This window comes from Chryseobacterium sp. TQ-BC-N36, assembly GCF_058382295.1.
In genome coordinates, this window is record NZ_CM178175.1 from 4,133,596 (window position 1) to 4,151,201 (window position 17,606).

Below are 17,606 nucleotides of genomic sequence, written 5' to 3' on the forward strand. Positions count from 1 at the left end.
GTATTATTTTAAAAATCCGTATAAAACTGCTGCGATAATAGCTCCTGTAATTGGCCCTACTATAGGGATCCAGGCATATCCCCAGTCACTGCTTCCTTTTACAGGCAAGATGGCATGCATAATTCTTGGAGCAAGATCTCTTGCCGGGTTAATAGCATATCCTGTAGTTCCTCCCAGGGATAAGCCGATTGCCCAAACCACAAATGTAACAGGAATAGCTCCGATGGAACCAAGGCCTACTTTTGCACTTGGGTCTGCCTGTAAGGAAATACTGGGATCTGCAAAGTAAAATACACAGAATACCAATACAAATGTTCCGATAATCTCGCTGATAAGGTTGGAAGACGTTTTTCTGATAGCCGGACCTGTACTGAAACATGCCAGTTTTGCGCCTTCATCTTCCGTAATGGCAAAATGATCTTTGTGAAAGAGCCAAACTAAAAATGCGCCCAGCATTCCTCCAATCATCTGTGCTGCGATATAGGAGGGAACCAGATCCCACGAAAATTTTCCTGCTGTCGCAAGACCAATGGTAACAGCCGGATTCAGATGGGCCCCACTTACTGGCCCAGCAACGGTTACTCCCACAAAAACGGCCAATGCCCATGCGGTAGTAATAACAATCCATCCGGAATTATTTCCTTTCGTATCTTTCAAGACAACATTGGCTACAACACCGTTGCCTAACAATATTAGAAGCATCGTACCGATAACTTCTGCAATAAATGGGGTCATATAAGTTTTTTTTGATAAGTGAGTTAATCTTCTATCCAGCTTTGTGCGCTTTTTACAGCTTTCTTCCAGAAATGGGTCATTTTATTTACCTGCTCCCTGTCCAGTTGAGGGTGGAAGTCCTTGTCTACAATCCATTGTTCTTGGATTTCGTCTATACTTTTCCAGTATCCTACTGCAAGTCCTGCAAGGTAGGCTGCTCCAAGAGCTGTTGTTTCCAATGTTTTTGGTCTTGTTATTTTGAATCCGAAAAGATCAGACTGGATCTGCATCAGAAGGTCACTTGCAGAAGCTCCGCCATCTACTCTTAACTCCAAACTTGCTCTTCCAGAATCTGCTTCCATCGCTTTTACAATCTCATAAACCTGAAATGCAATTCCTTCCAGGGTAGCTCTTGCAATATGGGCGTCTGTAGTCCCACGGGTAATTCCCACAATGGTTCCGCGTGCATACTGATCCCAGTAAGGTGCGCCAAGTCCGGTCAATGCAGGAACGAAATAAACACCTCCGTTGTCTTCTACAGAAGCAGCCAATTCGTTCACCTGCTCAGAAGAATGAATGATTTTAAGACCGTCTCTCAGCCATTGAATAGCCGCGCCTCCTACAAAAACACTTCCTTCCAGTGCGTAATTAACTTCTCCGTTGATTTTCCAGGCTACGGTGGTAAGAAGATTATTTTTAGAAGAAACAGCTTCCGTTCCTGTGTTCATTAATAGGAAACATCCTGTTCCATAAGTATTTTTTACCATTCCCGGAGTGGTACACATCTGTCCGAATAAGGCAGCCTGCTGGTCACCGGCAATACCGGCGATCGGAATTTTGGTAGAGAACAAGGTAGTAGCGGTCTCTCCATATATTTCGCTGCTCTGCTTTACTTCCGGAAGAATGTTTTTAGGGATGTTGAATAGCTCTAATAAATCATTGTCCCATTCTAACGTGTGAATGTTCAGAAGCATGGTTCTGCTGGCATTGGAAACATCAGTGATAAACATTTTTCCACGCGTCAGTTTCCATACTAGCCAGGTGTCAACAGTTCCGAAACATAATTTTCCTTCTTCAGCTTTCTGTCTTGCTCCTTCTACGTTATCAAGAATCCATTTTAACTTGGTGGCTGAAAAGTAAGCATCCAGGACAAGTCCTGTTTTTTCTTTGATCGTTTCTGCATGTCCCTGCTCTTTCAGTTCATCGCAGTATTTTGAAGTTCTGCGGTCCTGCCATACAATAGCATTGTAGATCGGTTCACCGGTTTCTTTATCCCATACAATGGTGGTTTCACGTTGATTGGTAATTCCGATAGCGGCAACTTCCAGTCCGGAGATTCCTGCTTTCGCTATCACTTCTGCTGCCACAGAGATCTGTGATGACCATATTTCATTCGGATCATGTTCTACCCATCCCGGAGTAGGGAATATCTGTCTGAAATCTTTCTGAGATACATATTTGATTTCTCCACTATGGTTGAAGAGAATCGCTCTGGAGGAAGTTGTTCCCTGGTCTAGAGCGAGGATAAGCTTTTCATTCATGTATATAGTGCTAATTTAGGTTGATAACTTTAGGGGAATAAGGAGTCAGTAAATATCCTTTTGCCAGTTCAATGAATTCATTTTCCTGCTGCTGTGCCCATTCTTCAGGATATCCCTTTTCCTCAGCAATGATTTTTGATACATTATGAGCGCTGTCTATTGCTGCTCTTGCATCCAGGAACAGTAAACGTACTCTTCTGGCCAGAATATCTTCAATCGTTTCTGCCATTTCTGTTCTTACTGCCCATACAACTTCTGCTACGGTGAAAGGATGATCCGGATGGATTTTCTGTGCATAACGGGGATTGCTTTCCTGTAATGCTTTTATGGCCGGTATATCTGATCCGTAAACATACAGATGATTAGTTCTGTCTACCTGTTCAGGTTTTACATTTCCATGGATAGAAAGATGTTCTGTTTTTGATGGACTGTTTCCCAGTCTGTGAACTTTCATAGCTTCATCCACTGTGTCTTCTGCCATTTTACGGTAGGTGGTCCACTTTCCTCCGATAATGGAAACCAATCCTGTTTCTGAAGTAATCACTTTGTGACTTCGGGAAACTTCTTTTGTGCTTTTGCTTCCGTCTTTGGGAGCGGCAAGAGGACGAAGGCCTGCGAACACTGATTTTACATCTTCACGTGTTGGTTTTTTAGCTAAATATTGTCTTGCTGTATTTAAAACAAAACTGATTTCCTCTTCCAGTGCCCGAGGTTCAAAACTTTCACTCTCCAGAAGAGTGTCTGTGGTTCCCACTAAAGCCCTGTCATGCCATGGCACAACAAATAAAACCCTGCCATCTGATGTTTTCGGAATCATGATCGCATCATCACTTTTAAGAAATGATTTATCAAGTACCAGGTGGATCCCCTGGCTTGGTACAACAAGTTTACCATGCTTAGGATTGTTCATATTCAGGATATCGTTCGTGAATACACCGGTTGCATTGATTACTACTTTACCGTGGATCTGATATTGCTGTTTGGAAAGCTGGTCTTCTACAACAACGCCAATTACTTTATCAGAAGCATCTTTTAAAAGGTTAATCACTTTTACATAGTTAACAGCACTTCCTCCTTTTTCAATAATAGTTTGGGTAAGGTTGATTGCAAGTCTCGCATCGTCAAACTGTCCGTCCTGGTAAACAACACCGCTCATTAAGTGGTTTTGTTCAATAGTAGGGAGCTTTTCGACTGTCTTTGATTTGCTGATGTATTTTGTTTTACCTAAGCTTAATTTTCCGGCAAGGAAATCATAAACAGACAATCCTATTTTATAATAGATTCCTCCCCACCAGGTGTAGTTGGGAATAATGAATGACTGATTTTTTACGATATGTGCTGCATTTTTTGCCAGAAGTCCTCTTTCTTTTAATGCTTCTTTTACCAATCCGACATCTCCCTGCGCAAGATATCTTACTCCACCGTGTACCAATTTGGTACTTCTGCTGGAAGTTGCTTTTGCGAAATCGTGAGATTCAAGCAATAAAGTTTTGAATCCTCTGCTTACCGCATCTAATGCTGAACCTAAACCACTGGCTCCTCCTCCTATGACAATAAAGTCCCATTCTTTTACATTGGTTAATTTACTGAGTTCTTCGTTTCGTTTCATAAATGTTTCGTTTATGTTTCGTTTTCAAATATATAAATTAAAAATGAAAGCAAAAAGAAAATAAATGAAATTTTAAGATGTCGCAAAAAATCGGTAATTTTGAGGAAACGAATAAAATGGAAAAGCTATTACCAAGACAGGATGAAATACTTAAAGAGCTGGATGATAAAGGGCATGTGCTTGTGCAGGACTTGTGTGAAAAGCTCAATGTATCTTCGGTTACGATTCGAAAGGATCTGAACTATCTCGAAAGTCTGGGGCTTCTTTTCAGGAATCATGGAGGAGCAAGTAAGCAGGTAAGGTATGCTTATGAAAAGAATGTAGGGGAGAAAGAAAATATTAATGTAGAGGCGAAGCAGGCTATTGCAAGAGCTGCACTTCCATTGATCCAGGAGAATGACTGTATTATATTGGCATCAGGAACTACGATGCATTATCTTGCCAGAATGCTGATGAATTTCGGTCCGCTTACCGTTTTGACATCTTCATTGAGGGTAGCTATTGAGCTTTGTAATAATCCTAATATTAATGTGATCCAGTTGGGAGGAGAAGTGAGGAAAAGCTCGACTTCCATTGTAGGGTCTATTTCAGAAGGAATTCTCAAACAGTTTTCCTGCAATAAACTTTTTCTGGGTGTAGACGGGATTGATCTTGAATTTGGAATCAGTACTTCCAATGCTGCAGAGGCACATCTTAATCAGGTTATGATCGAATGTGCGGATAAGACCGTGGTTTTGGCGGATTCCTCAAAATTAAATAAGAAAGGTTTCGGGAAGATCGCCTCACTGGATGAAGTAGATTATCTGATTACAGATGATGGCATAGGTAAGGAAGATAGGTCAGCATTGGAAGAAAGGGGAGTTACAGTTATTGTAAAATAAGCTACATTTAGCTTGATCAAATAGTTTAAACAGAGACATTCTGGCTTCAGAATGTCTCTGTTTAATCAAGAATCATTTGGGGTATACTTTCCAGAAAAACCTTTTTTTGTTTTTTCTTTCCGCTCCAAGCAAAGTGTAGAATTTGATGGCTCTTATATTAAAACCTGGAGTCTGCCACTGGATTATCGGGAAGCCTTGTTCTTTTGAGTAACTTTTTATTAATTCCATTATTTGTTTTCCTGTTCCGTTTCCCCTTGCATTTTCTTTTAAAAACAGACAGTCAACATACATATAATAGCCGGCATCCCAGGTGGAGAACTGTTTGAAAAATGTTGCATATCCTATTATTTCAGTATCAGATTCTGCAATCAGGCATTTTATTTCAGAATCCGGATTGAGAATGTGTTTAGATAGTTGTTCCTTTTTGTTTTCTTCTTTAAAAGAGCTTCTTTCGTACTGCGCATGGGCTTTACATAATTCAATAATGGAACTCAGGTCTTTTTCTTCGGCAAATCGTATTTTCATGTGTCTCTTATTCTTGGGTTAGCAGGCGCATACAAAAGTGGAACCATTGGTAGGCTCGGTTCCTGCTGTGGCGTAGCCGTCAAATTTCCACCATTCGATTCCTCCAATTAATTCAATGACTTTAAAACCTAATTGAGTCATTTTTAAAGCTCCTTTTGTGGAAGCATTACAGCCAATCCCGTCACAATAGCAGACATATATTTTTGACTTGTCAAGGTGCTGCGTGCTCTCTTCTGTCATTTCCCGATGGGGAAGATTAATTGCGGATGGAATGTGCTCTTTGCTGTAGCCATTTGGTCTCCTGGTATCTACTGCTATATAATCTGTACTGTTTTGAAATGCGTCATAAAGATCTGAAGGGTCCATTTCATACATTAATTTTTTCTGGTAGAATTCAATTTGTTCTTGCATAATTTTTAAATTGTTTACGATGCAAAACTATGTTCGGGTTTGTTCTTTTCCTAAGATTGAAATTGAATGCTCTGCAGTTCTGGATGAAATATTTTCAGACATTGTTTTTTTGTTATATTGTTAACTTTGCATTATGGAAATCAAGTTTTTAAAACTTATTAAAACAATTGCGGAGGAGGGGAGTATTGCGGGTTCTTCTGAAAAACTCTTTTTAACACAGTCTGCATTAAGTCATCAGCTTAAGGATCTGGAAATTCAGCTTGGTTTTAAGGTGTTTTACAGAACTAGGAACAAATGGGAGCTGACGGAAGAGGGAAGTATTCTTTATAAAACTGCATGTACGGTAATAGAAAGTATTGGGAACGGTTTGAATACCATTCAGCAGATAAGAGCCGGAGCTGCAGGTACAATAAAGATCAGTACAGAGTGTTATTCATTCTATCAGGGGCTGCCTTTGTTTATTAATAAAATGAAAGTATTATATCCTGAAATTGAGGTGGATCTGGTATTGGAGGCGACCCATAGGCCTGTTGAAAAAGTAATATCCAATGAAATCGATATTGCAGTTGTTACTTCAAAACCTTCGGGTAATAAAGAGTTGGTCAGTATTGAGATTTTTGAGGATGAAATTTTTGCAGTCATTCATCATGAGAGCCTTTTGAATGCTTCAGAATACTTGGTTGCAGAAGATTTTCTGAATGCGCATTTAATTATTCATTCTTTTCCACTAAAAACGGTTTCTGTTTACGAGGTATTTCTGAACCCGAACGGAATTATGCCGGCGAAAATTTCCGCAGTTCCCTTAACAGAAGTTACTTTGGAAATGGTGCAGGCTAATATAGGAATTACGTGTATGCCGAAATGGGCATTGCTCTCATTCAGGCTTTCTGATGAATTGAGGTTTAAAAGAATCGGAAATAACGGTTTGAAAAGAAAGCATTACCTGGTGGTAAGAAAATCAGATGTTGGAAAAAAATATATTAATGATTTTCTTTTAAACTTCAAAGAGTATTTTCAAAATTTCGGATAGTTTTTTTTCTGAAATGGCTAAATGATTAAAAATCAAAATATTTTACGCGAAATATTTGTCAGTTACAAAATTATTCATAAATTTGCACACTCATTTTAGGGGCGTAGTATGCCTATATCAAAAGTAGAAATTGCTTCAGACTTCCGAAAAATGGTGATAAATAAAGGATAAATTTTATTATAATATAAACAATGTCAGGTATTATTGGTAAAAAAATCGGTATGACATCTTTGTTTAACGAAGAAGGAAAAAACATTCCTTGTACAGTTATCCAAGCTGGTCCATGCTCGGTTTTACAGGTCAGAACCTTAGAAAAAGACGGTTATAAAGCTGTTCAGTTAGGTTTCGATGACAAGAGTGAGAAGAACGTTGGTAAAGCGTTAGCTGGCCATTTTAAAAAGGCTGGTTCTGCTCCTAAAGCTAAATTAGTAGAATTCTACAGAGAGTTCGTTGATGAAGTAAAAGTAGGAGAAGAAGTAAAAGTTGATTTATTCGCTGAAGGTGAATTTGTTGACGTAACAGGAACTTCAAAAGGTAAAGGCTTCCAGGGTGTTGTTAAAAGACACGGATTTGGAGGTGTAATGCAGGCAACTCATGGTCAGCACAACAGACTTAGAGCTCCAGGTTCTATCGGTGCTGGTTCAGACCCTTCAAGAGTATTCAAAGGGATGAGAATGGCTGGAAGAATGGGAGGTAAGCAGGTAACTGTTCAAAACCTTCAAGTGTTAAAAGTTGATCAAGAACAAAATCTTTTAGTAGTAAAAGGTGCTGTTCCGGGAGCTAAAAATTCTTATGTAATTATCAGAAAATGGAACTAGTAGTATTAAATACATCAGGAAAAGAGACCGGAAGAAAAGTAACTCTAGACGAAACAGTATTCGGAATTGAGCCAAATCAGCACGCGGTTTACTTAGAAGTTAAACAGTATCTTGCTGCTCAAAGACAAGGTACTCATAAAGCAAAAGAAAGAAGCGAAATTACGGCTTCTACCAAAAAGCTTAAGAAGCAAAAAGGATCAGGATCTGCTAGATACGGTGATATCAAATCTCCAGTATTCAGAGGTGGAGGTAGAGTATTCGGACCAAAACCAAGAGACTACAGATTCAAATTGAACAAAGCTCTTAAGAGATTGGCTAAGAAATCTGTTTTATCTCAGAAAATGAGAGACAACAGCATTAAAGTTTTAGAGGATATGAGCTTTGCTGCTCCTAAGACTAAAGATTTCATCAATGTATTAAATGCATTGGAACTTAACGGTAAAAAATCTTTATTCGTTCTTCCTGAAGCTAACAAGAATGTATATTTATCTTCAAGAAACTTGCCTAAAGCTAAAGTAATGAACTTCAATGAAATCAGTTCTTACGATTTGGTAAATGCTGGTGAGATCATTTTCTTCGAAGGTGCAGTTGAAAAATTCCAGGAAAATTTAAAGAAATAAATCATGTCAGTTATTATTAAACCAGTTATTTCAGAAAAGGCTAATTACCTTACAGATTTAAGAGGTTCTTATTCTTTCTTAGTGAATCCTAAGGCGAATAAAATCGAGATCAAAAAAGCTGTTGAAGCAGCTTACGGTGTAAAAGTAGCAGACGTTAACACAATGATTTATGCTCCGAAGGTTTCTTCAAAATACACTAAAAAAGGTCTTCAAGTAGGAAAGACAAACAAATTGAAAAAAGCGGTAATCAAACTTGCTGAAGGTGAGGTTATCGATATTTTTGCTGTAAATTAATTATTAATTATAAATAATAGTAATGTCTGTTAGAAAATTAAAACCTATCACCCCGGGACAGAGATTCAGAATTGTAAACAATTTTGAGGAAATTACTACTAACAAACCAGAGAAATCTCTAGTAGTTGGTATTAAAAAGTCAGGTGGACGTAACAACACAGGTAAAATGACCATGCGTTACACCGGAGGTGGACACAAAAAGAAATACAGAATTATTGACTTCAAAAGAAACAAAGCAAACGTTGAAGCAACTGTAAAATCTGTAGAATACGATCCAAACAGAACTGCATTTATCGCTTTATTAGAGTACGCAGACGGAGAGAAGAGATATATCATCGCTCCAAACGGTATCAAAGTTGATCAGAAAGTAGTATCAGGAGAAAGCGTTGAACCAAACGTAGGTAACGCAATGAAATTGAAAAACATTCCATTGGGTACTGTAATCTCTTGTGTTGAAATGAAGCCTGGACAAGGTGCAATTTTAGCAAGAAGTGCTGGTTCTTCAGCTCAATTAACTTCAAGAGATGGTAAATATGCAATCATCAAGTTACCTTCAGGAGAATCAAGAATGATCCTTACTGAATGTATGGCAATGATTGGTTCTGTTTCCAACTCAGATCACCAATTAACTGTATCAGGTAAGGCTGGTAGAAGCAGATGGTTAGGTAGAAGACCAAGAACAAGAGCGGTTGTAATGAACCCAGTAGATCACCCAATGGGTGGTGGTGAAGGACGTTCTTCAGGAGGTCACCCAAGATCTAGAAACGGTAAACCGGCTAAAGGTTACAAAACTAGAAAGAAAAACAAAGTGTCTAACCGTTACATCGTATCTAAAAGAAAATAATTATGGCAAGATCACTTAAAAAAGGACCGTTCATTCATCATACTTTAGATAAGAAGGTTCAGGCAAATATAGAGTCTGGTAAGAAGACAGTTATCAAAACTTGGTCTAGAGCATCTATGATCTCTCCGGACTTCGTAGGACAAACTATTGCTGTACACAACGGGAAATCTTTTATCCCTGTTTACGTTACAGAAAACATGGTTGGTCACAAGTTAGGCGAATTTTCTCCAACAAGATCTTTCAGAGGTCATGGTGGTAACAAAAACAAAGGAAGCAGATAATCATGGGATCAAGAAAACAAGATAGTTCAATCGCAAGAAAAGAAGCTAACAAAGACGTTGTAAAAGCTTCATTAAATAATTGCCCGTCTTCTCCAAGAAAAATGAGATTAGTTGCTGATATCATTAGAGGAGAGCAGGTAGATAAAGCTCTTTATATCCTAAAATATTCTAAGAAGGATGCTTCTAACAAATTAGAAAAATTACTTCTTTCTGCTATGGCAAACTGGCAGGTGAAAAACGAAGGTGCGGATATTGAAGAAGCAAACCTTATCGTTAAAGAAATCTTCGTGGATAGCGCAAGACAATTGAAGAGACTAAGACCAGCTCCACAAGGTAGAGGGTATAGAATCAGAAAAAGATCTAACCACGTTACATTAATCTTAGGTAATAAAGAAAATTAATCAAGGTATGGGACAGAAGACAAATCCAATTGGTAACAGATTAGGTATCATCAGAGGATGGGATTCTAACTGGTTTGGTGGAAACGATTATGGAGACAGAATCGCTGAAGACTACAAAATCAGAAGATACCTTGAAGCTAGATTATCTAAAGGTGGTATTTCAAAAATTTATATTGAAAGAACTTTAAAATTAGTTACAGTAACTATTACTACTGCTAGACCGGGACTTATCATCGGTAAAGGAGGTCAGGAAGTTGATAAATTAAAAGAAGAGTTGAAGAAATTGACTGGTAAGGATATTCAAATCAACATCTTCGAAATCAAAAGACCTGAATTAGATGCTGTATTGGTTGCTGATAGTATTTCTAAGCAAATTGAAAACAGAATTTCTTACAGAAGAGCTGTTAAAATGGCAATGGCAAGTACTATGAGAATGGGTGCTGAAGGTATCAAAGTTCAAATCTCTGGTAGATTAAACGGAGCTGAAATGGCAAGATCAGAATCTTTCAAAGAAGGAAGAATTCCATTGTCAACTTTCAGAGCTGATATCGATTACCACTGGGCAGAAGCTCATACTACTTACGGTAGATTAGGAGTGAAAGTTTGGATCATGAAAGGCGAAGTTTACGGTAAAAGAGAACTTTCTCCACTAGTGGGACAGCAGAAAAAAGGAGGTCAGTCTGAAAGAGGAAACAGAGGAGGAGACAGAGACAACAGAAGACCTAGAAAAAACAACAACAATAACAATAATAATTAAAATTTTAGATTAGAGTTTTGAGTTTTAAATTACCGTTACTTTTTTAAAATTAAAAAAAATCTAAAATCTAAAATCTAAAATCTAAAATTTAGAAATTATGTTACAACCAAAAAGAACCAAATTCCGTAGAGTTCATAAGATGAAGATGAAGGGGAATGCCCAGAGAGGTAGTCAACTTGCTTACGGAACTTTTGGGATCAAAGCGACTGAAGGAGCTTGGATCACTGCAAGACAAATTGAAGCGGCTCGTATCGCTGCGACAAGATATATGAAGAGAGAAGGTCAACTATGGATCAAAATCTTCCCGGATAAGCCAATTACTAAAAAACCAGCTGAAGTAAGGATGGGTAAAGGTAAAGGTGCTGTTGAATACTGGGTAGCTGTAGTAAAACCAGGTAAAATTATGTTCGAAGTTGGTGGAGTTCCTTACGAAGTAGCGAAAGAAGCTCTTAGACTTGCAGCACAGAAATTACCAGTAGTTACTAAATTCATCGTTGCTAACGATTTTGTTAAACCTCTATAATCTTTGAATACAATGAAAAAAGCTGATATTAAAAATTTAAGCGCGGGTGATATTCAAGCTCAATTAACTGAAGCAAAAGCTCAATATTCTAAATTGAAATTGGCTCATGCAATCAGCCCAATTGAAAACCCGATTCAAATCAAAGATTTGAGAAAAACAATCGCAAGACTAAACACTGAGTTAACTAACAAACAATAATTTCATTTTACAATGGATAGAAATTTAAGAAAAGAAAGAATCGGAGTGGTTTCCAGCAATAAAATGGAAAAGACCATTGTTGTTAGTGAAACGATGAGAATGAAGCACCCGATGTACGGTAAATTCGTATTAAAAACGAAAAAATATACTGCACACGACGAGAACAACGAATGCAACGAGGGAGATACAGTTTTAATCCAGGAAACTAGACCTTTGAGCAAGAACAAGAGATGGAGATTAGTAAGAATCATTGAAAAAGCTAAGTAATAATGTTACAAACAGAATCAAGATTAAAAGTTGCTGATAACACAGGTGCGAAAGAAGTACTAGTTATCAGAGTTCTGGGAGGAACCAGAAGAAGATATGCTTCAGTTGGTGATAAAATCGTTGTTACTATCAAGGATTCTACGCCATCAGGAAACGCTAAAAAAGGTCAGGTATCTAAAGCTGTAGTAGTAAGAACTAAAAAAGCAGTTAGAAGAAAAGATGGTTCATACATCAAGTTCGACGACAATGCTTGTGTATTGCTAAACGCAGCGGGAGAAATGAGAGGAACTCGTGTTTTCGGACCGGTTGCTCGTGAGTTGAGAGACAAAGAATATATGAAAATCATTTCATTAGCTCCTGAAGTACTTTAATTTTTAAAATTTTTTAAAGAAATGTCAAAGTTAAAAATAAAAAGAGGAGATAACGTAATCATTACTACTGGTAAGAAAGATATCAAAGGTAAGACTGGTGAAGTTATTGAAGTGATCAAGAAAGAAGGTAGAGACCCTAGAGTAGTTGTTGCAGGACTTAACATCATCAAAAAGCACGTTAAGCCTTCAGCTTCAAATCCTCAAGGAGGAATCGTTGAAAGAGAAGCTTCTATTCATATCTCAAACGTAGCTTTAGTTGGTAAAGACGGAAAAGCTATCAAAGTAGGTTACAAAATCGAAGGAGATAAGAAAGTAAGAATCAACAAAAAAACGGGTGAAACTTTATAATTTTAAATAACACATGGAATATATAGCAAGACCCAAAAAAGCATATAAAGAGACAATTGTTCCTGCAATGATGGAAGAATTCGGGTATAAGTCAGTAATGCAGGTACCTAAATTAGAGAAAATCGTTGTATCACAAGGTTTAGGTGATGCTACTGCAGACAAGAAAATCATTGATTATGCTGTAGAAGAGCTTACGAATATCACTGGTCAAAAGGCTGTTGGTACGATCTCTAAGAAAGACGAAGCTGCTTTCAAATTGAGAAAAGGGATGCCAGTAGGAGCTAAAGTTACTTTAAGAGGAAACCAGATGTATGAATTCTTAGACAGACTTACTTCTTCTGCTTTGCCTCGTATCAGAGATTTCTCTGGAATCAAAGCTGATGGTTTCGATGGTAGAGGTAACTACAACTTAGGTATTACTGAGCAGATTATCTTCCCTGAAATCGTAATCGACAAAGTGAAAAAAATCCAGGGGATGGACATCACTTTCGTTACTACTGCGAAAACAGATAAAGAAGCTAAAGCATTATTAACTCACTTCGGTTTACCATTTAAAAAGAACTAAGAAATGGCTAAAGAATCAATGAAAGCGCGTGAGCGCAAAAGAGAAGCACTAGTTGCTAAATACGCTGCTAAAAGACAAGCTCTTAAAGAAGCTGGTGATTACGAAGGACTTCAAAAATTGCCTAAAAATGCTTCTCCTGTAAGATTACACAACAGATGTAAACTGACAGGTAGACCAAGAGGATACATGAGAACGTTCGGTATTTCCAGAGTAACTTTCAGAGAAATGGCAAACAACGGTCTTATCCCAGGTGTAAGAAAAGCTAGTTGGTAATAATTACTAATTAAAAATCGGGACAATTAAGTTGTTCAGATACTAAAGATAAAAATATCAGACTGAAGATTTCTGAAGTCTGATATTTTACTCTTCAAGTCTTTGCAAAACTGATTGTTCTTTAACCAATAATTTATAAAAGAAAAATGGTAACAGATCCAATTTCAGATTTCCTAACAAGAGTAAGGAACGCACAAAGCGCAGGCCACAAAGTGGTGGAAATTCCTGCATCGAAAATCAAAAAGGAGATTACTAAGATCTTATTTGATCAGGGGTATATCTTAAACTACAAGTTTGAAGATAACGCTGTTCAGGGAGTGATCAAAATCGCTTTAAAGTACGATAAGCAAACTAACAAACCAGCTATCAAGTCTATCCAAAGAGCTTCTAGACCAGGTTTGAGACAGTACAAAGGTTCAGCTGAGCTTCCAAGAGTACTAAACGGTTTGGGTATTTCTATCATCTCTACTTCAAAAGGAGTAATGACTGACAAGAAAGCTAGAGAAGAGAAAGTAGGCGGTGAAGTAATCTGCTATGTTTATTAATTTTTAATCACAGGAAAATGTCAAGAATTGGTAAAGCAATTATAACAATTCCAGCAGGAGTTACAATCACTGAAAACAATGGTGTAGTAACTGTAAAAGGAGCTAAAGGAGAACTTTCTCAGGAGCTTACAGCAGGAATTACTTTAGAACAAAAAGATGGTGAACTTAACGTAAACAGACCATCTGATTCTAAACAACACAAAGCGCTTCACGGTTTATACAGAGCGTTGATCGCTAACATGATCGTTGGTGTATCAGAAGGTTTCGAAAAGAAACTAGAACTAGTAGGGGTAGGATACAGAGCTTCTCACTCAGGTCAAAAACTTGAATTAGCTTTAGGATTCTCTCACGGTATCGTATTAGAACTTCCAAATGAAGTAAAAGTTGATACATTGACTGAAAAAGGTAAAAACCCAATTATTACTTTAACGTCTCATGACAAGCAACTTCTAGGAATGGTTACTGCAAAGATCCGTTCTTTCAGAAAGCCTGAGCCATACAAAGGAAAAGGTGTAAGATTCGTTGGTGAAAATGTTAGACGTAAAGCTGGTAAATCTGCTTAATAAATTATAAGTATTATGGCATTAAGTAAATTAGAAAAAAGAATAAGAATCAAAAGAAGAGTAAGAGGGAAAATCTCTGGATCTTCTGAATTGCCAAGATTATCTGTATATAAAAGTAATAAGGAAATTTACGCTCAGTTAATCGACGATAAAAATGGTAAAACTTTAGCATCTGCTTCTTCAAGAGAGAAAGGTGTAGACGCTAAAGGTACTAAGACTGAAGTTTCTGCTGCTGTTGGTAAAGCTATCGCTGCTAAAGCTATCGCTGCAGGAATCGAAAGTATTGTATTTGACAGAAACGGATTCGTATACCACGGTAGAGTAAAAGCTCTGGCTGATGGTGCAAGAGAAGGTGGACTTAAATTCTAATCATTAAATTTCGGAAAATATGTTAGGACTAGATAATATAGAAAGAGTAAAACCGGGAGGATTAGAATTGAAAGATCGTCTCGTAGCTGTTAACAGAGTAACAAAAGTAACAAAAGGGGGTAGAGCTTTCGGATTTTCTGCTATCGTTGTAGTAGGAAACGAAGAAGGTGTTATCGGTTTCGGTTTAGGAAAATCTAAAGAGGTTGCTTCTGCAATTGCTAAGGCAGTTGAAGACGCTAAGAAAAACCTTGTGAAAGTTCCTGTAATGAACCACACTATTCCTCACCAAACTACTGCTAGATACGGTGGTGCAGATATCTTCCTAAGACCTGCTTCTCACGGTACAGGATTGATCGCCGGAGGTGCGGTAAGAGCGGTATTGGAATCTGCTGGTATTCACGATATCCTTTCAAAATCTAAAGGATCTTCTAACCCTCACAACGTGGTGAAAGCTACTTTCAAAGCGTTATTAGACATCAGAAGACCTGAAGAGATCGCTAGAATGAGAGGAATTTCTCTAAGTAAAGTGTTTAACGGTTAATAATTAAAACAATGGCAACAATTAAAGTAAAGCAAGTAAGAAGCGCTATTGGTAGAACAAAAACCCAAAAGAGAACGCTTGAAGCATTAGGATTAAAAAAACTTCACCAAGTTGTAGAACACGAAGCTACTCCTTCTATCTTAGGAATGATCGCTGCAGTAAACCACTTACTTGAAGTTCAAAAATAATTTTATAAAAGAGAAATTAAAATGAATTTAAATAACATAAAACCTGCTGCAGGATCTACTTTCAACTCAAAGAGAATTGGTAGAGGTCAAGGTAGTGGAAAAGGAGGTACTTCAACAAAAGGACACAAAGGTCAGAAGTCTAGAGCTGGTTATTCTCAGAAAATCGGTTTCGAAGGTGGACAAATGCCTTTACAAAGAAGATTACCTAAATTCGGATTCAAAAACGTAAACAGAAAAGAGTTTAGAGGAGTAAACCTTGATACAATCCAAACTTTAATCGAGAACAAATCCATCACAGGAGATATCACGAAAGAAGTTTTAGTAGCAAACGGTTTAGTTTCTAAAAACGAATTAGTGAAAATTATGGGTAGAGGAGAATTGAAATCTGCGGTTTCAATCTCTGCTGACAAATTCACTAAATCTGCTGAAGAGCTTATTGCTAAGGCAGGTGGAAAAGCAATTACCTTATAATACTTACTAATGAAAGAATTTATACAAACACTTAAAAATATTTGGAGTCTTAAAGAACTTAGAGATAAAATTCTCTTTACTTTAGGTATTATCCTTGTGTATAGATTCGCATCTTATATCTCACTTCCGGCAATTAACCTTGCGGAGGTGGGAGATCTCTTAGAGCATTATAAAAATCAAGGCGGTAACAAGCAAGGAGCAGGTCTCCTTGGCTTGCTTTCGTCGTTTACGGGGGGAGCTTTCAGCCACGCTTCCGTAATGGCGTTAGGAATCATGCCTTATATTTCTGCTTCTATTATTGTTCAGTTGATGGGGATGGCTATTCCTTATCTTCAGAAGCTTCAGAAAGATGGAGAGTCAGGTAGAAATACATTGAACCAAATTACAAGATGGTTAACGATTGGAGTTTGTCTGGTACAGGCACCTTCTTACTTAACTTCTATTACTCAATTATTCTTACCGTATGCTCAGTTCCAGTCTGCATACTATGTAGAGCCAAATTCTATCATGTTCTGGTTGCCAAGTATCGTTATCCTGGTTGCCGGTTCAGTATTCGCAATGTGGTTAGGTGAAAAAATCACTGACAAAGGTATCGGAAACGGTATCTCTATCCTTATTATGGTGGGGATCCTTTCAAGATTACCTGAAGCATTCGTTCAGGAGATGGCCGTGCAGAACGGTAAAGGAGGAATGGGATCTATTATGATCCTTATTGAAGTATTATTCTGGATGTTGGTAGTTCTTTTAGCAGTGATCTTATCAGTAGCTGTTAGAAAAATTCCGATTCAGTATGTAAGCAGAGCTCAAGCAAGAGGAGGTGTAAACAGAAATCTTATGCAGGGAGCAAGACAATGGATTCCATTGAAAGTAAATGCTGCTGGTGTAATGCCGATTATCTTTGCCCAGGCATTGATGTTCGTACCAGGATTATTAACAAAATTCGATGAGTCTAATACTTTTCTTGCAGGTTTCAAGAATGTTTTTAGCTGGCAGTACAACGTATTGTTTGCGCTATTAATTATTATCTTCTCATTTTTCTATACTGCGATTACAATTCCGGTAAACCAGATGGCTGATGACTTGAAGAGAAATGGAGGTTTAGTACCGAAAGTAAGACCAGGTAAAGAGACCGCTGATTATTTAGATGATATTTTATCAAAAATTACCTTGCCAGGTGCAATTTTTTTATCTATCTTTGCAGTCCTTCCGGCAATTGTGCATGGAAGCTTTGTTCAGACAGATGCGTTTGCCCTATTTTTCGGGGGAACATCATTATTAATTATGGTGGGTGTAATTTTAGATACAGTTCAACAGATTAATACATATCTGCTGAACCATCATTATGATGGCTTAATGCAGTCTAAATTATCAAGAACGACTGGATATTAATTTATGGCAAAACAAAAACATATTGAACAAGATGGCGTGATCGTGGAAGCACTTTCGAACGCCATGTTCCGTGTAGAGCTGGAAAATGGGCATATCCTTATTGCTCATATCTCCGGTAAAATGAGAATGCATTATATTAAACTTTTACCTGGAGATAAGGTAAAACTAGAAATGTCTCCCTATGATTTAACAAAAGGGAGGATCACATTTAGATATTAAACAATTAGCCAAATGGAATACCCATTCCATTTGGCATTTGTAAAAAATAA

General features: G+C 37.6%; 29 protein-coding genes. 24 read left to right on the forward strand and 5 right to left on the reverse strand.

The annotated features are described in order from the left end of the window. Positions 1-3: 3 nt before the first annotated feature. The 3 genes from AC3FI7_RS18535 to AC3FI7_RS18545 are packed head-to-tail and all read right to left on the reverse strand — an operon-like array spanning position 4 to position 3,864. Positions 4-735, reverse strand: a complete 732-nt coding sequence (locus tag AC3FI7_RS18535) for an MIP/aquaporin family protein (RefSeq protein ID WP_491460669.1) — start codon at positions 733-735, stop codon at positions 4-6. Between the two features lie 23 nt (positions 736-758). Beyond that, entirely contained in the window at positions 759-2,255 is a 1,497-nt protein-coding gene (glpK, locus tag AC3FI7_RS18540; protein ID WP_142725335.1) for a glycerol kinase GlpK, read from the reverse strand. 10 nt (positions 2,256-2,265) lie between these two features. Then, positions 2,266-3,864 (reverse strand): glycerol-3-phosphate dehydrogenase/oxidase, encoded by a 1,599-nt coding sequence (locus AC3FI7_RS18545; RefSeq protein ID WP_491460670.1) that lies wholly within the window; start codon positions 3,862-3,864, stop codon positions 2,266-2,268. Between the two features lie 116 nt (positions 3,865-3,980). Between AC3FI7_RS18545 and AC3FI7_RS18550 the strand changes: the two genes are divergently transcribed. Next, positions 3,981-4,745, forward strand: coding sequence for a DeoR/GlpR family DNA-binding transcription regulator (locus AC3FI7_RS18550; protein WP_131437480.1), 765 nt, complete (start codon positions 3,981-3,983; stop codon positions 4,743-4,745). 72 nt (positions 4,746-4,817) lie between these two features. Here AC3FI7_RS18550 and AC3FI7_RS18555 read toward each other — a convergent pair whose 3' ends face one another. Both AC3FI7_RS18555 and AC3FI7_RS18560 read right to left on the reverse strand, forming a co-directional pair. After that, positions 4,818-5,270, reverse strand: coding sequence for a GNAT family N-acetyltransferase (locus AC3FI7_RS18555; protein ID WP_142725337.1), 453 nt, complete (start codon positions 5,268-5,270; stop codon positions 4,818-4,820). Between the two features lie 18 nt (positions 5,271-5,288). Further along, positions 5,289-5,681: a rhodanese-like domain-containing protein gene (locus AC3FI7_RS18560; protein ID WP_142725338.1), complete on the reverse strand. Its 393-nt coding sequence runs from the start codon at positions 5,679-5,681 to the stop codon at positions 5,289-5,291. A gap of 133 nt (positions 5,682-5,814) precedes the next feature. On the opposite strand from AC3FI7_RS18560, the gene AC3FI7_RS18565 reads away from it, so the two are divergent. The 23 genes from AC3FI7_RS18565 to infA all read left to right on the forward strand — a co-directional run bounded on the left by AC3FI7_RS18565 (position 5,815) and on the right by infA (position 17,556). Continuing rightward, on the forward strand, positions 5,815-6,711 hold the full coding sequence (locus tag AC3FI7_RS18565; protein WP_343660130.1) for a LysR family transcriptional regulator: 897 nt from the start codon (positions 5,815-5,817) through the stop codon (positions 6,709-6,711). A 191-nt stretch (positions 6,712-6,902) separates the two neighbouring features. Continuing rightward, the gene (gene rplC, locus AC3FI7_RS18570) at positions 6,903-7,529 is read left to right on the forward strand and encodes a 50S ribosomal protein L3 (protein WP_115927399.1); all 627 of its coding nucleotides are present in this window, start codon (positions 6,903-6,905) and stop codon (positions 7,527-7,529) included. Continuing rightward, positions 7,520-8,149: a 50S ribosomal protein L4 gene (rplD, locus tag AC3FI7_RS18575; RefSeq protein WP_002983197.1), complete on the forward strand. Its 630-nt coding sequence runs from the start codon at positions 7,520-7,522 to the stop codon at positions 8,147-8,149. Before rplC ends, rplD begins: the two co-directional genes overlap by 10 nt. Before the next feature lie 3 nt (positions 8,150-8,152). Beyond that, on the forward strand, positions 8,153-8,443 hold the full coding sequence (gene rplW / locus AC3FI7_RS18580; protein ID WP_002983204.1) for a 50S ribosomal protein L23: 291 nt from the start codon (positions 8,153-8,155) through the stop codon (positions 8,441-8,443). Between the two features lie 22 nt (positions 8,444-8,465). Then, positions 8,466-9,287: a 50S ribosomal protein L2 gene (rplB, locus tag AC3FI7_RS18585; RefSeq protein ID WP_002983208.1), complete on the forward strand. Its 822-nt coding sequence runs from the start codon at positions 8,466-8,468 to the stop codon at positions 9,285-9,287. Positions 9,288-9,289: 2 nt separating this feature from the next. Next, complete coding sequence (gene rpsS, locus AC3FI7_RS18590) at positions 9,290-9,568, forward strand: 30S ribosomal protein S19 (protein WP_002983209.1); 279 nt, start codon at positions 9,290-9,292, stop codon at positions 9,566-9,568. Positions 9,569-9,570: 2 nt separating this feature from the next. Next, positions 9,571-9,969, forward strand: coding sequence for a 50S ribosomal protein L22 (gene rplV / locus AC3FI7_RS18595; RefSeq protein WP_002983214.1), 399 nt, complete (start codon positions 9,571-9,573; stop codon positions 9,967-9,969). A gap of 7 nt (positions 9,970-9,976) precedes the next feature. Next, positions 9,977-10,726: a 30S ribosomal protein S3 gene (rpsC, locus tag AC3FI7_RS18600; RefSeq protein ID WP_002983216.1), complete on the forward strand. Its 750-nt coding sequence runs from the start codon at positions 9,977-9,979 to the stop codon at positions 10,724-10,726. A 97-nt stretch (positions 10,727-10,823) separates the two neighbouring features. Continuing rightward, entirely contained in the window at positions 10,824-11,249 is a 426-nt protein-coding gene (gene rplP / locus AC3FI7_RS18605; RefSeq protein WP_002983219.1) for a 50S ribosomal protein L16, read from the forward strand. Positions 11,250-11,261: 12 nt separating this feature from the next. After that, on the forward strand, positions 11,262-11,447 hold the full coding sequence (gene rpmC / locus AC3FI7_RS18610) for a 50S ribosomal protein L29 (protein ID WP_002983223.1): 186 nt from the start codon (positions 11,262-11,264) through the stop codon (positions 11,445-11,447). A gap of 12 nt (positions 11,448-11,459) precedes the next feature. Next, a complete protein-coding gene (rpsQ, locus tag AC3FI7_RS18615; protein ID WP_027381310.1) occupies positions 11,460-11,714 on the forward strand; it encodes a 30S ribosomal protein S17 in 255 nt (84 codons plus the stop codon). Between the two features lie 2 nt (positions 11,715-11,716). After that, positions 11,717-12,085 (forward strand): 50S ribosomal protein L14, encoded by a 369-nt coding sequence (rplN, locus tag AC3FI7_RS18620; protein ID WP_002983226.1) that lies wholly within the window; start codon positions 11,717-11,719, stop codon positions 12,083-12,085. A gap of 21 nt (positions 12,086-12,106) precedes the next feature. Beyond that, positions 12,107-12,433 carry a 50S ribosomal protein L24 gene (gene rplX, locus AC3FI7_RS18625; RefSeq protein WP_002983229.1) on the forward strand — a complete coding sequence of 109 codons (327 nt, stop codon included), beginning with the start codon at positions 12,107-12,109 and terminating at the stop codon, positions 12,431-12,433. Between the two features lie 13 nt (positions 12,434-12,446). Continuing rightward, complete coding sequence (gene rplE, locus AC3FI7_RS18630; protein WP_065400324.1) at positions 12,447-12,998, forward strand: 50S ribosomal protein L5; 552 nt, start codon at positions 12,447-12,449, stop codon at positions 12,996-12,998. Positions 12,999-13,001: 3 nt separating this feature from the next. Then, the gene (gene rpsN / locus AC3FI7_RS18635; RefSeq protein ID WP_002983233.1) at positions 13,002-13,271 is read left to right on the forward strand and encodes a 30S ribosomal protein S14; all 270 of its coding nucleotides are present in this window, start codon (positions 13,002-13,004) and stop codon (positions 13,269-13,271) included. A gap of 146 nt (positions 13,272-13,417) precedes the next feature. Continuing rightward, the gene (rpsH, locus tag AC3FI7_RS18640) at positions 13,418-13,816 is read left to right on the forward strand and encodes a 30S ribosomal protein S8 (RefSeq protein WP_002983236.1); all 399 of its coding nucleotides are present in this window, start codon (positions 13,418-13,420) and stop codon (positions 13,814-13,816) included. Positions 13,817-13,833: 17 nt separating this feature from the next. After that, on the forward strand, positions 13,834-14,379 hold the full coding sequence (rplF, locus tag AC3FI7_RS18645; protein WP_002983238.1) for a 50S ribosomal protein L6: 546 nt from the start codon (positions 13,834-13,836) through the stop codon (positions 14,377-14,379). Between the two features lie 15 nt (positions 14,380-14,394). Beyond that, entirely contained in the window at positions 14,395-14,748 is a 354-nt protein-coding gene (gene rplR, locus AC3FI7_RS18650; RefSeq protein WP_034694689.1) for a 50S ribosomal protein L18, read from the forward strand. 19 nt (positions 14,749-14,767) lie between these two features. Beyond that, positions 14,768-15,289 (forward strand): 30S ribosomal protein S5, encoded by a 522-nt coding sequence (gene rpsE, locus AC3FI7_RS18655; RefSeq protein ID WP_002983245.1) that lies wholly within the window; start codon positions 14,768-14,770, stop codon positions 15,287-15,289. An 11-nt stretch (positions 15,290-15,300) separates the two neighbouring features. Further along, positions 15,301-15,477 carry a 50S ribosomal protein L30 gene (rpmD, locus tag AC3FI7_RS18660; RefSeq protein WP_002983247.1) on the forward strand — a complete coding sequence of 59 codons (177 nt, stop codon included), beginning with the start codon at positions 15,301-15,303 and terminating at the stop codon, positions 15,475-15,477. Positions 15,478-15,498: 21 nt separating this feature from the next. Further along, positions 15,499-15,948, forward strand: coding sequence for a 50S ribosomal protein L15 (gene rplO / locus AC3FI7_RS18665; RefSeq protein WP_142725340.1), 450 nt, complete (start codon positions 15,499-15,501; stop codon positions 15,946-15,948). A gap of 9 nt (positions 15,949-15,957) precedes the next feature. Then, entirely contained in the window at positions 15,958-17,337 is a 1,380-nt protein-coding gene (gene secY, locus AC3FI7_RS18670) for a preprotein translocase subunit SecY (protein ID WP_002983253.1), read from the forward strand. A 3-nt stretch (positions 17,338-17,340) separates the two neighbouring features. Then, positions 17,341-17,556 carry a translation initiation factor IF-1 gene (gene infA, locus AC3FI7_RS18675; protein WP_002983257.1) on the forward strand — a complete coding sequence of 72 codons (216 nt, stop codon included), beginning with the start codon at positions 17,341-17,343 and terminating at the stop codon, positions 17,554-17,556. Positions 17,557-17,606: the final 50 nt, after the last annotated feature.

Coding starts and splice junctions, on each gene's coding strand:
- AC3FI7_RS18535 (WP_491460669.1), bottom strand. CDS start 735: ATGACCCCATTTATTGCAGAAGTTATCGGTACGATGCTTCTAATATTG.
- glpK (WP_142725335.1), bottom strand. CDS start 2,255: ATGAATGAAAAGCTTATCCTCGCTCTAGACCAGGGAACAACTTCCTCC.
- AC3FI7_RS18545 (WP_491460670.1), bottom strand. CDS start 3,864: ATGAAACGAAACGAAGAACTCAGTAAATTAACCAATGTAAAAGAATGG.
- AC3FI7_RS18550 (WP_131437480.1), top strand. CDS start 3,981: ATGGAAAAGCTATTACCAAGACAGGATGAAATACTTAAAGAGCTGGAT.
- AC3FI7_RS18555 (WP_142725337.1), bottom strand. CDS start 5,270: ATGAAAATACGATTTGCCGAAGAAAAAGACCTGAGTTCCATTATTGAA.
- AC3FI7_RS18560 (WP_142725338.1), bottom strand. CDS start 5,681: ATGCAAGAACAAATTGAATTCTACCAGAAAAAATTAATGTATGAAATG.
- AC3FI7_RS18565 (WP_343660130.1), top strand. CDS start 5,815: ATGGAAATCAAGTTTTTAAAACTTATTAAAACAATTGCGGAGGAGGGG.
- rplC (WP_115927399.1), top strand. CDS start 6,903: ATGTCAGGTATTATTGGTAAAAAAATCGGTATGACATCTTTGTTTAAC.
- rplD (WP_002983197.1), top strand. CDS start 7,520: ATGGAACTAGTAGTATTAAATACATCAGGAAAAGAGACCGGAAGAAAA.
- rplW (WP_002983204.1), top strand. CDS start 8,153: ATGTCAGTTATTATTAAACCAGTTATTTCAGAAAAGGCTAATTACCTT.
- rplB (WP_002983208.1), top strand. CDS start 8,466: ATGTCTGTTAGAAAATTAAAACCTATCACCCCGGGACAGAGATTCAGA.
- rpsS (WP_002983209.1), top strand. CDS start 9,290: ATGGCAAGATCACTTAAAAAAGGACCGTTCATTCATCATACTTTAGAT.
- rplV (WP_002983214.1), top strand. CDS start 9,571: ATGGGATCAAGAAAACAAGATAGTTCAATCGCAAGAAAAGAAGCTAAC.
- rpsC (WP_002983216.1), top strand. CDS start 9,977: ATGGGACAGAAGACAAATCCAATTGGTAACAGATTAGGTATCATCAGA.
- rplP (WP_002983219.1), top strand. CDS start 10,824: ATGTTACAACCAAAAAGAACCAAATTCCGTAGAGTTCATAAGATGAAG.
- rpmC (WP_002983223.1), top strand. CDS start 11,262: ATGAAAAAAGCTGATATTAAAAATTTAAGCGCGGGTGATATTCAAGCT.
- rpsQ (WP_027381310.1), top strand. CDS start 11,460: ATGGATAGAAATTTAAGAAAAGAAAGAATCGGAGTGGTTTCCAGCAAT.
- rplN (WP_002983226.1), top strand. CDS start 11,717: ATGTTACAAACAGAATCAAGATTAAAAGTTGCTGATAACACAGGTGCG.
- rplX (WP_002983229.1), top strand. CDS start 12,107: ATGTCAAAGTTAAAAATAAAAAGAGGAGATAACGTAATCATTACTACT.
- rplE (WP_065400324.1), top strand. CDS start 12,447: ATGGAATATATAGCAAGACCCAAAAAAGCATATAAAGAGACAATTGTT.
- rpsN (WP_002983233.1), top strand. CDS start 13,002: ATGGCTAAAGAATCAATGAAAGCGCGTGAGCGCAAAAGAGAAGCACTA.
- rpsH (WP_002983236.1), top strand. CDS start 13,418: ATGGTAACAGATCCAATTTCAGATTTCCTAACAAGAGTAAGGAACGCA.
- rplF (WP_002983238.1), top strand. CDS start 13,834: ATGTCAAGAATTGGTAAAGCAATTATAACAATTCCAGCAGGAGTTACA.
- rplR (WP_034694689.1), top strand. CDS start 14,395: ATGGCATTAAGTAAATTAGAAAAAAGAATAAGAATCAAAAGAAGAGTA.
- rpsE (WP_002983245.1), top strand. CDS start 14,768: ATGTTAGGACTAGATAATATAGAAAGAGTAAAACCGGGAGGATTAGAA.
- rpmD (WP_002983247.1), top strand. CDS start 15,301: ATGGCAACAATTAAAGTAAAGCAAGTAAGAAGCGCTATTGGTAGAACA.
- rplO (WP_142725340.1), top strand. CDS start 15,499: ATGAATTTAAATAACATAAAACCTGCTGCAGGATCTACTTTCAACTCA.
- secY (WP_002983253.1), top strand. CDS start 15,958: ATGAAAGAATTTATACAAACACTTAAAAATATTTGGAGTCTTAAAGAA.
- infA (WP_002983257.1), top strand. CDS start 17,341: ATGGCAAAACAAAAACATATTGAACAAGATGGCGTGATCGTGGAAGCA.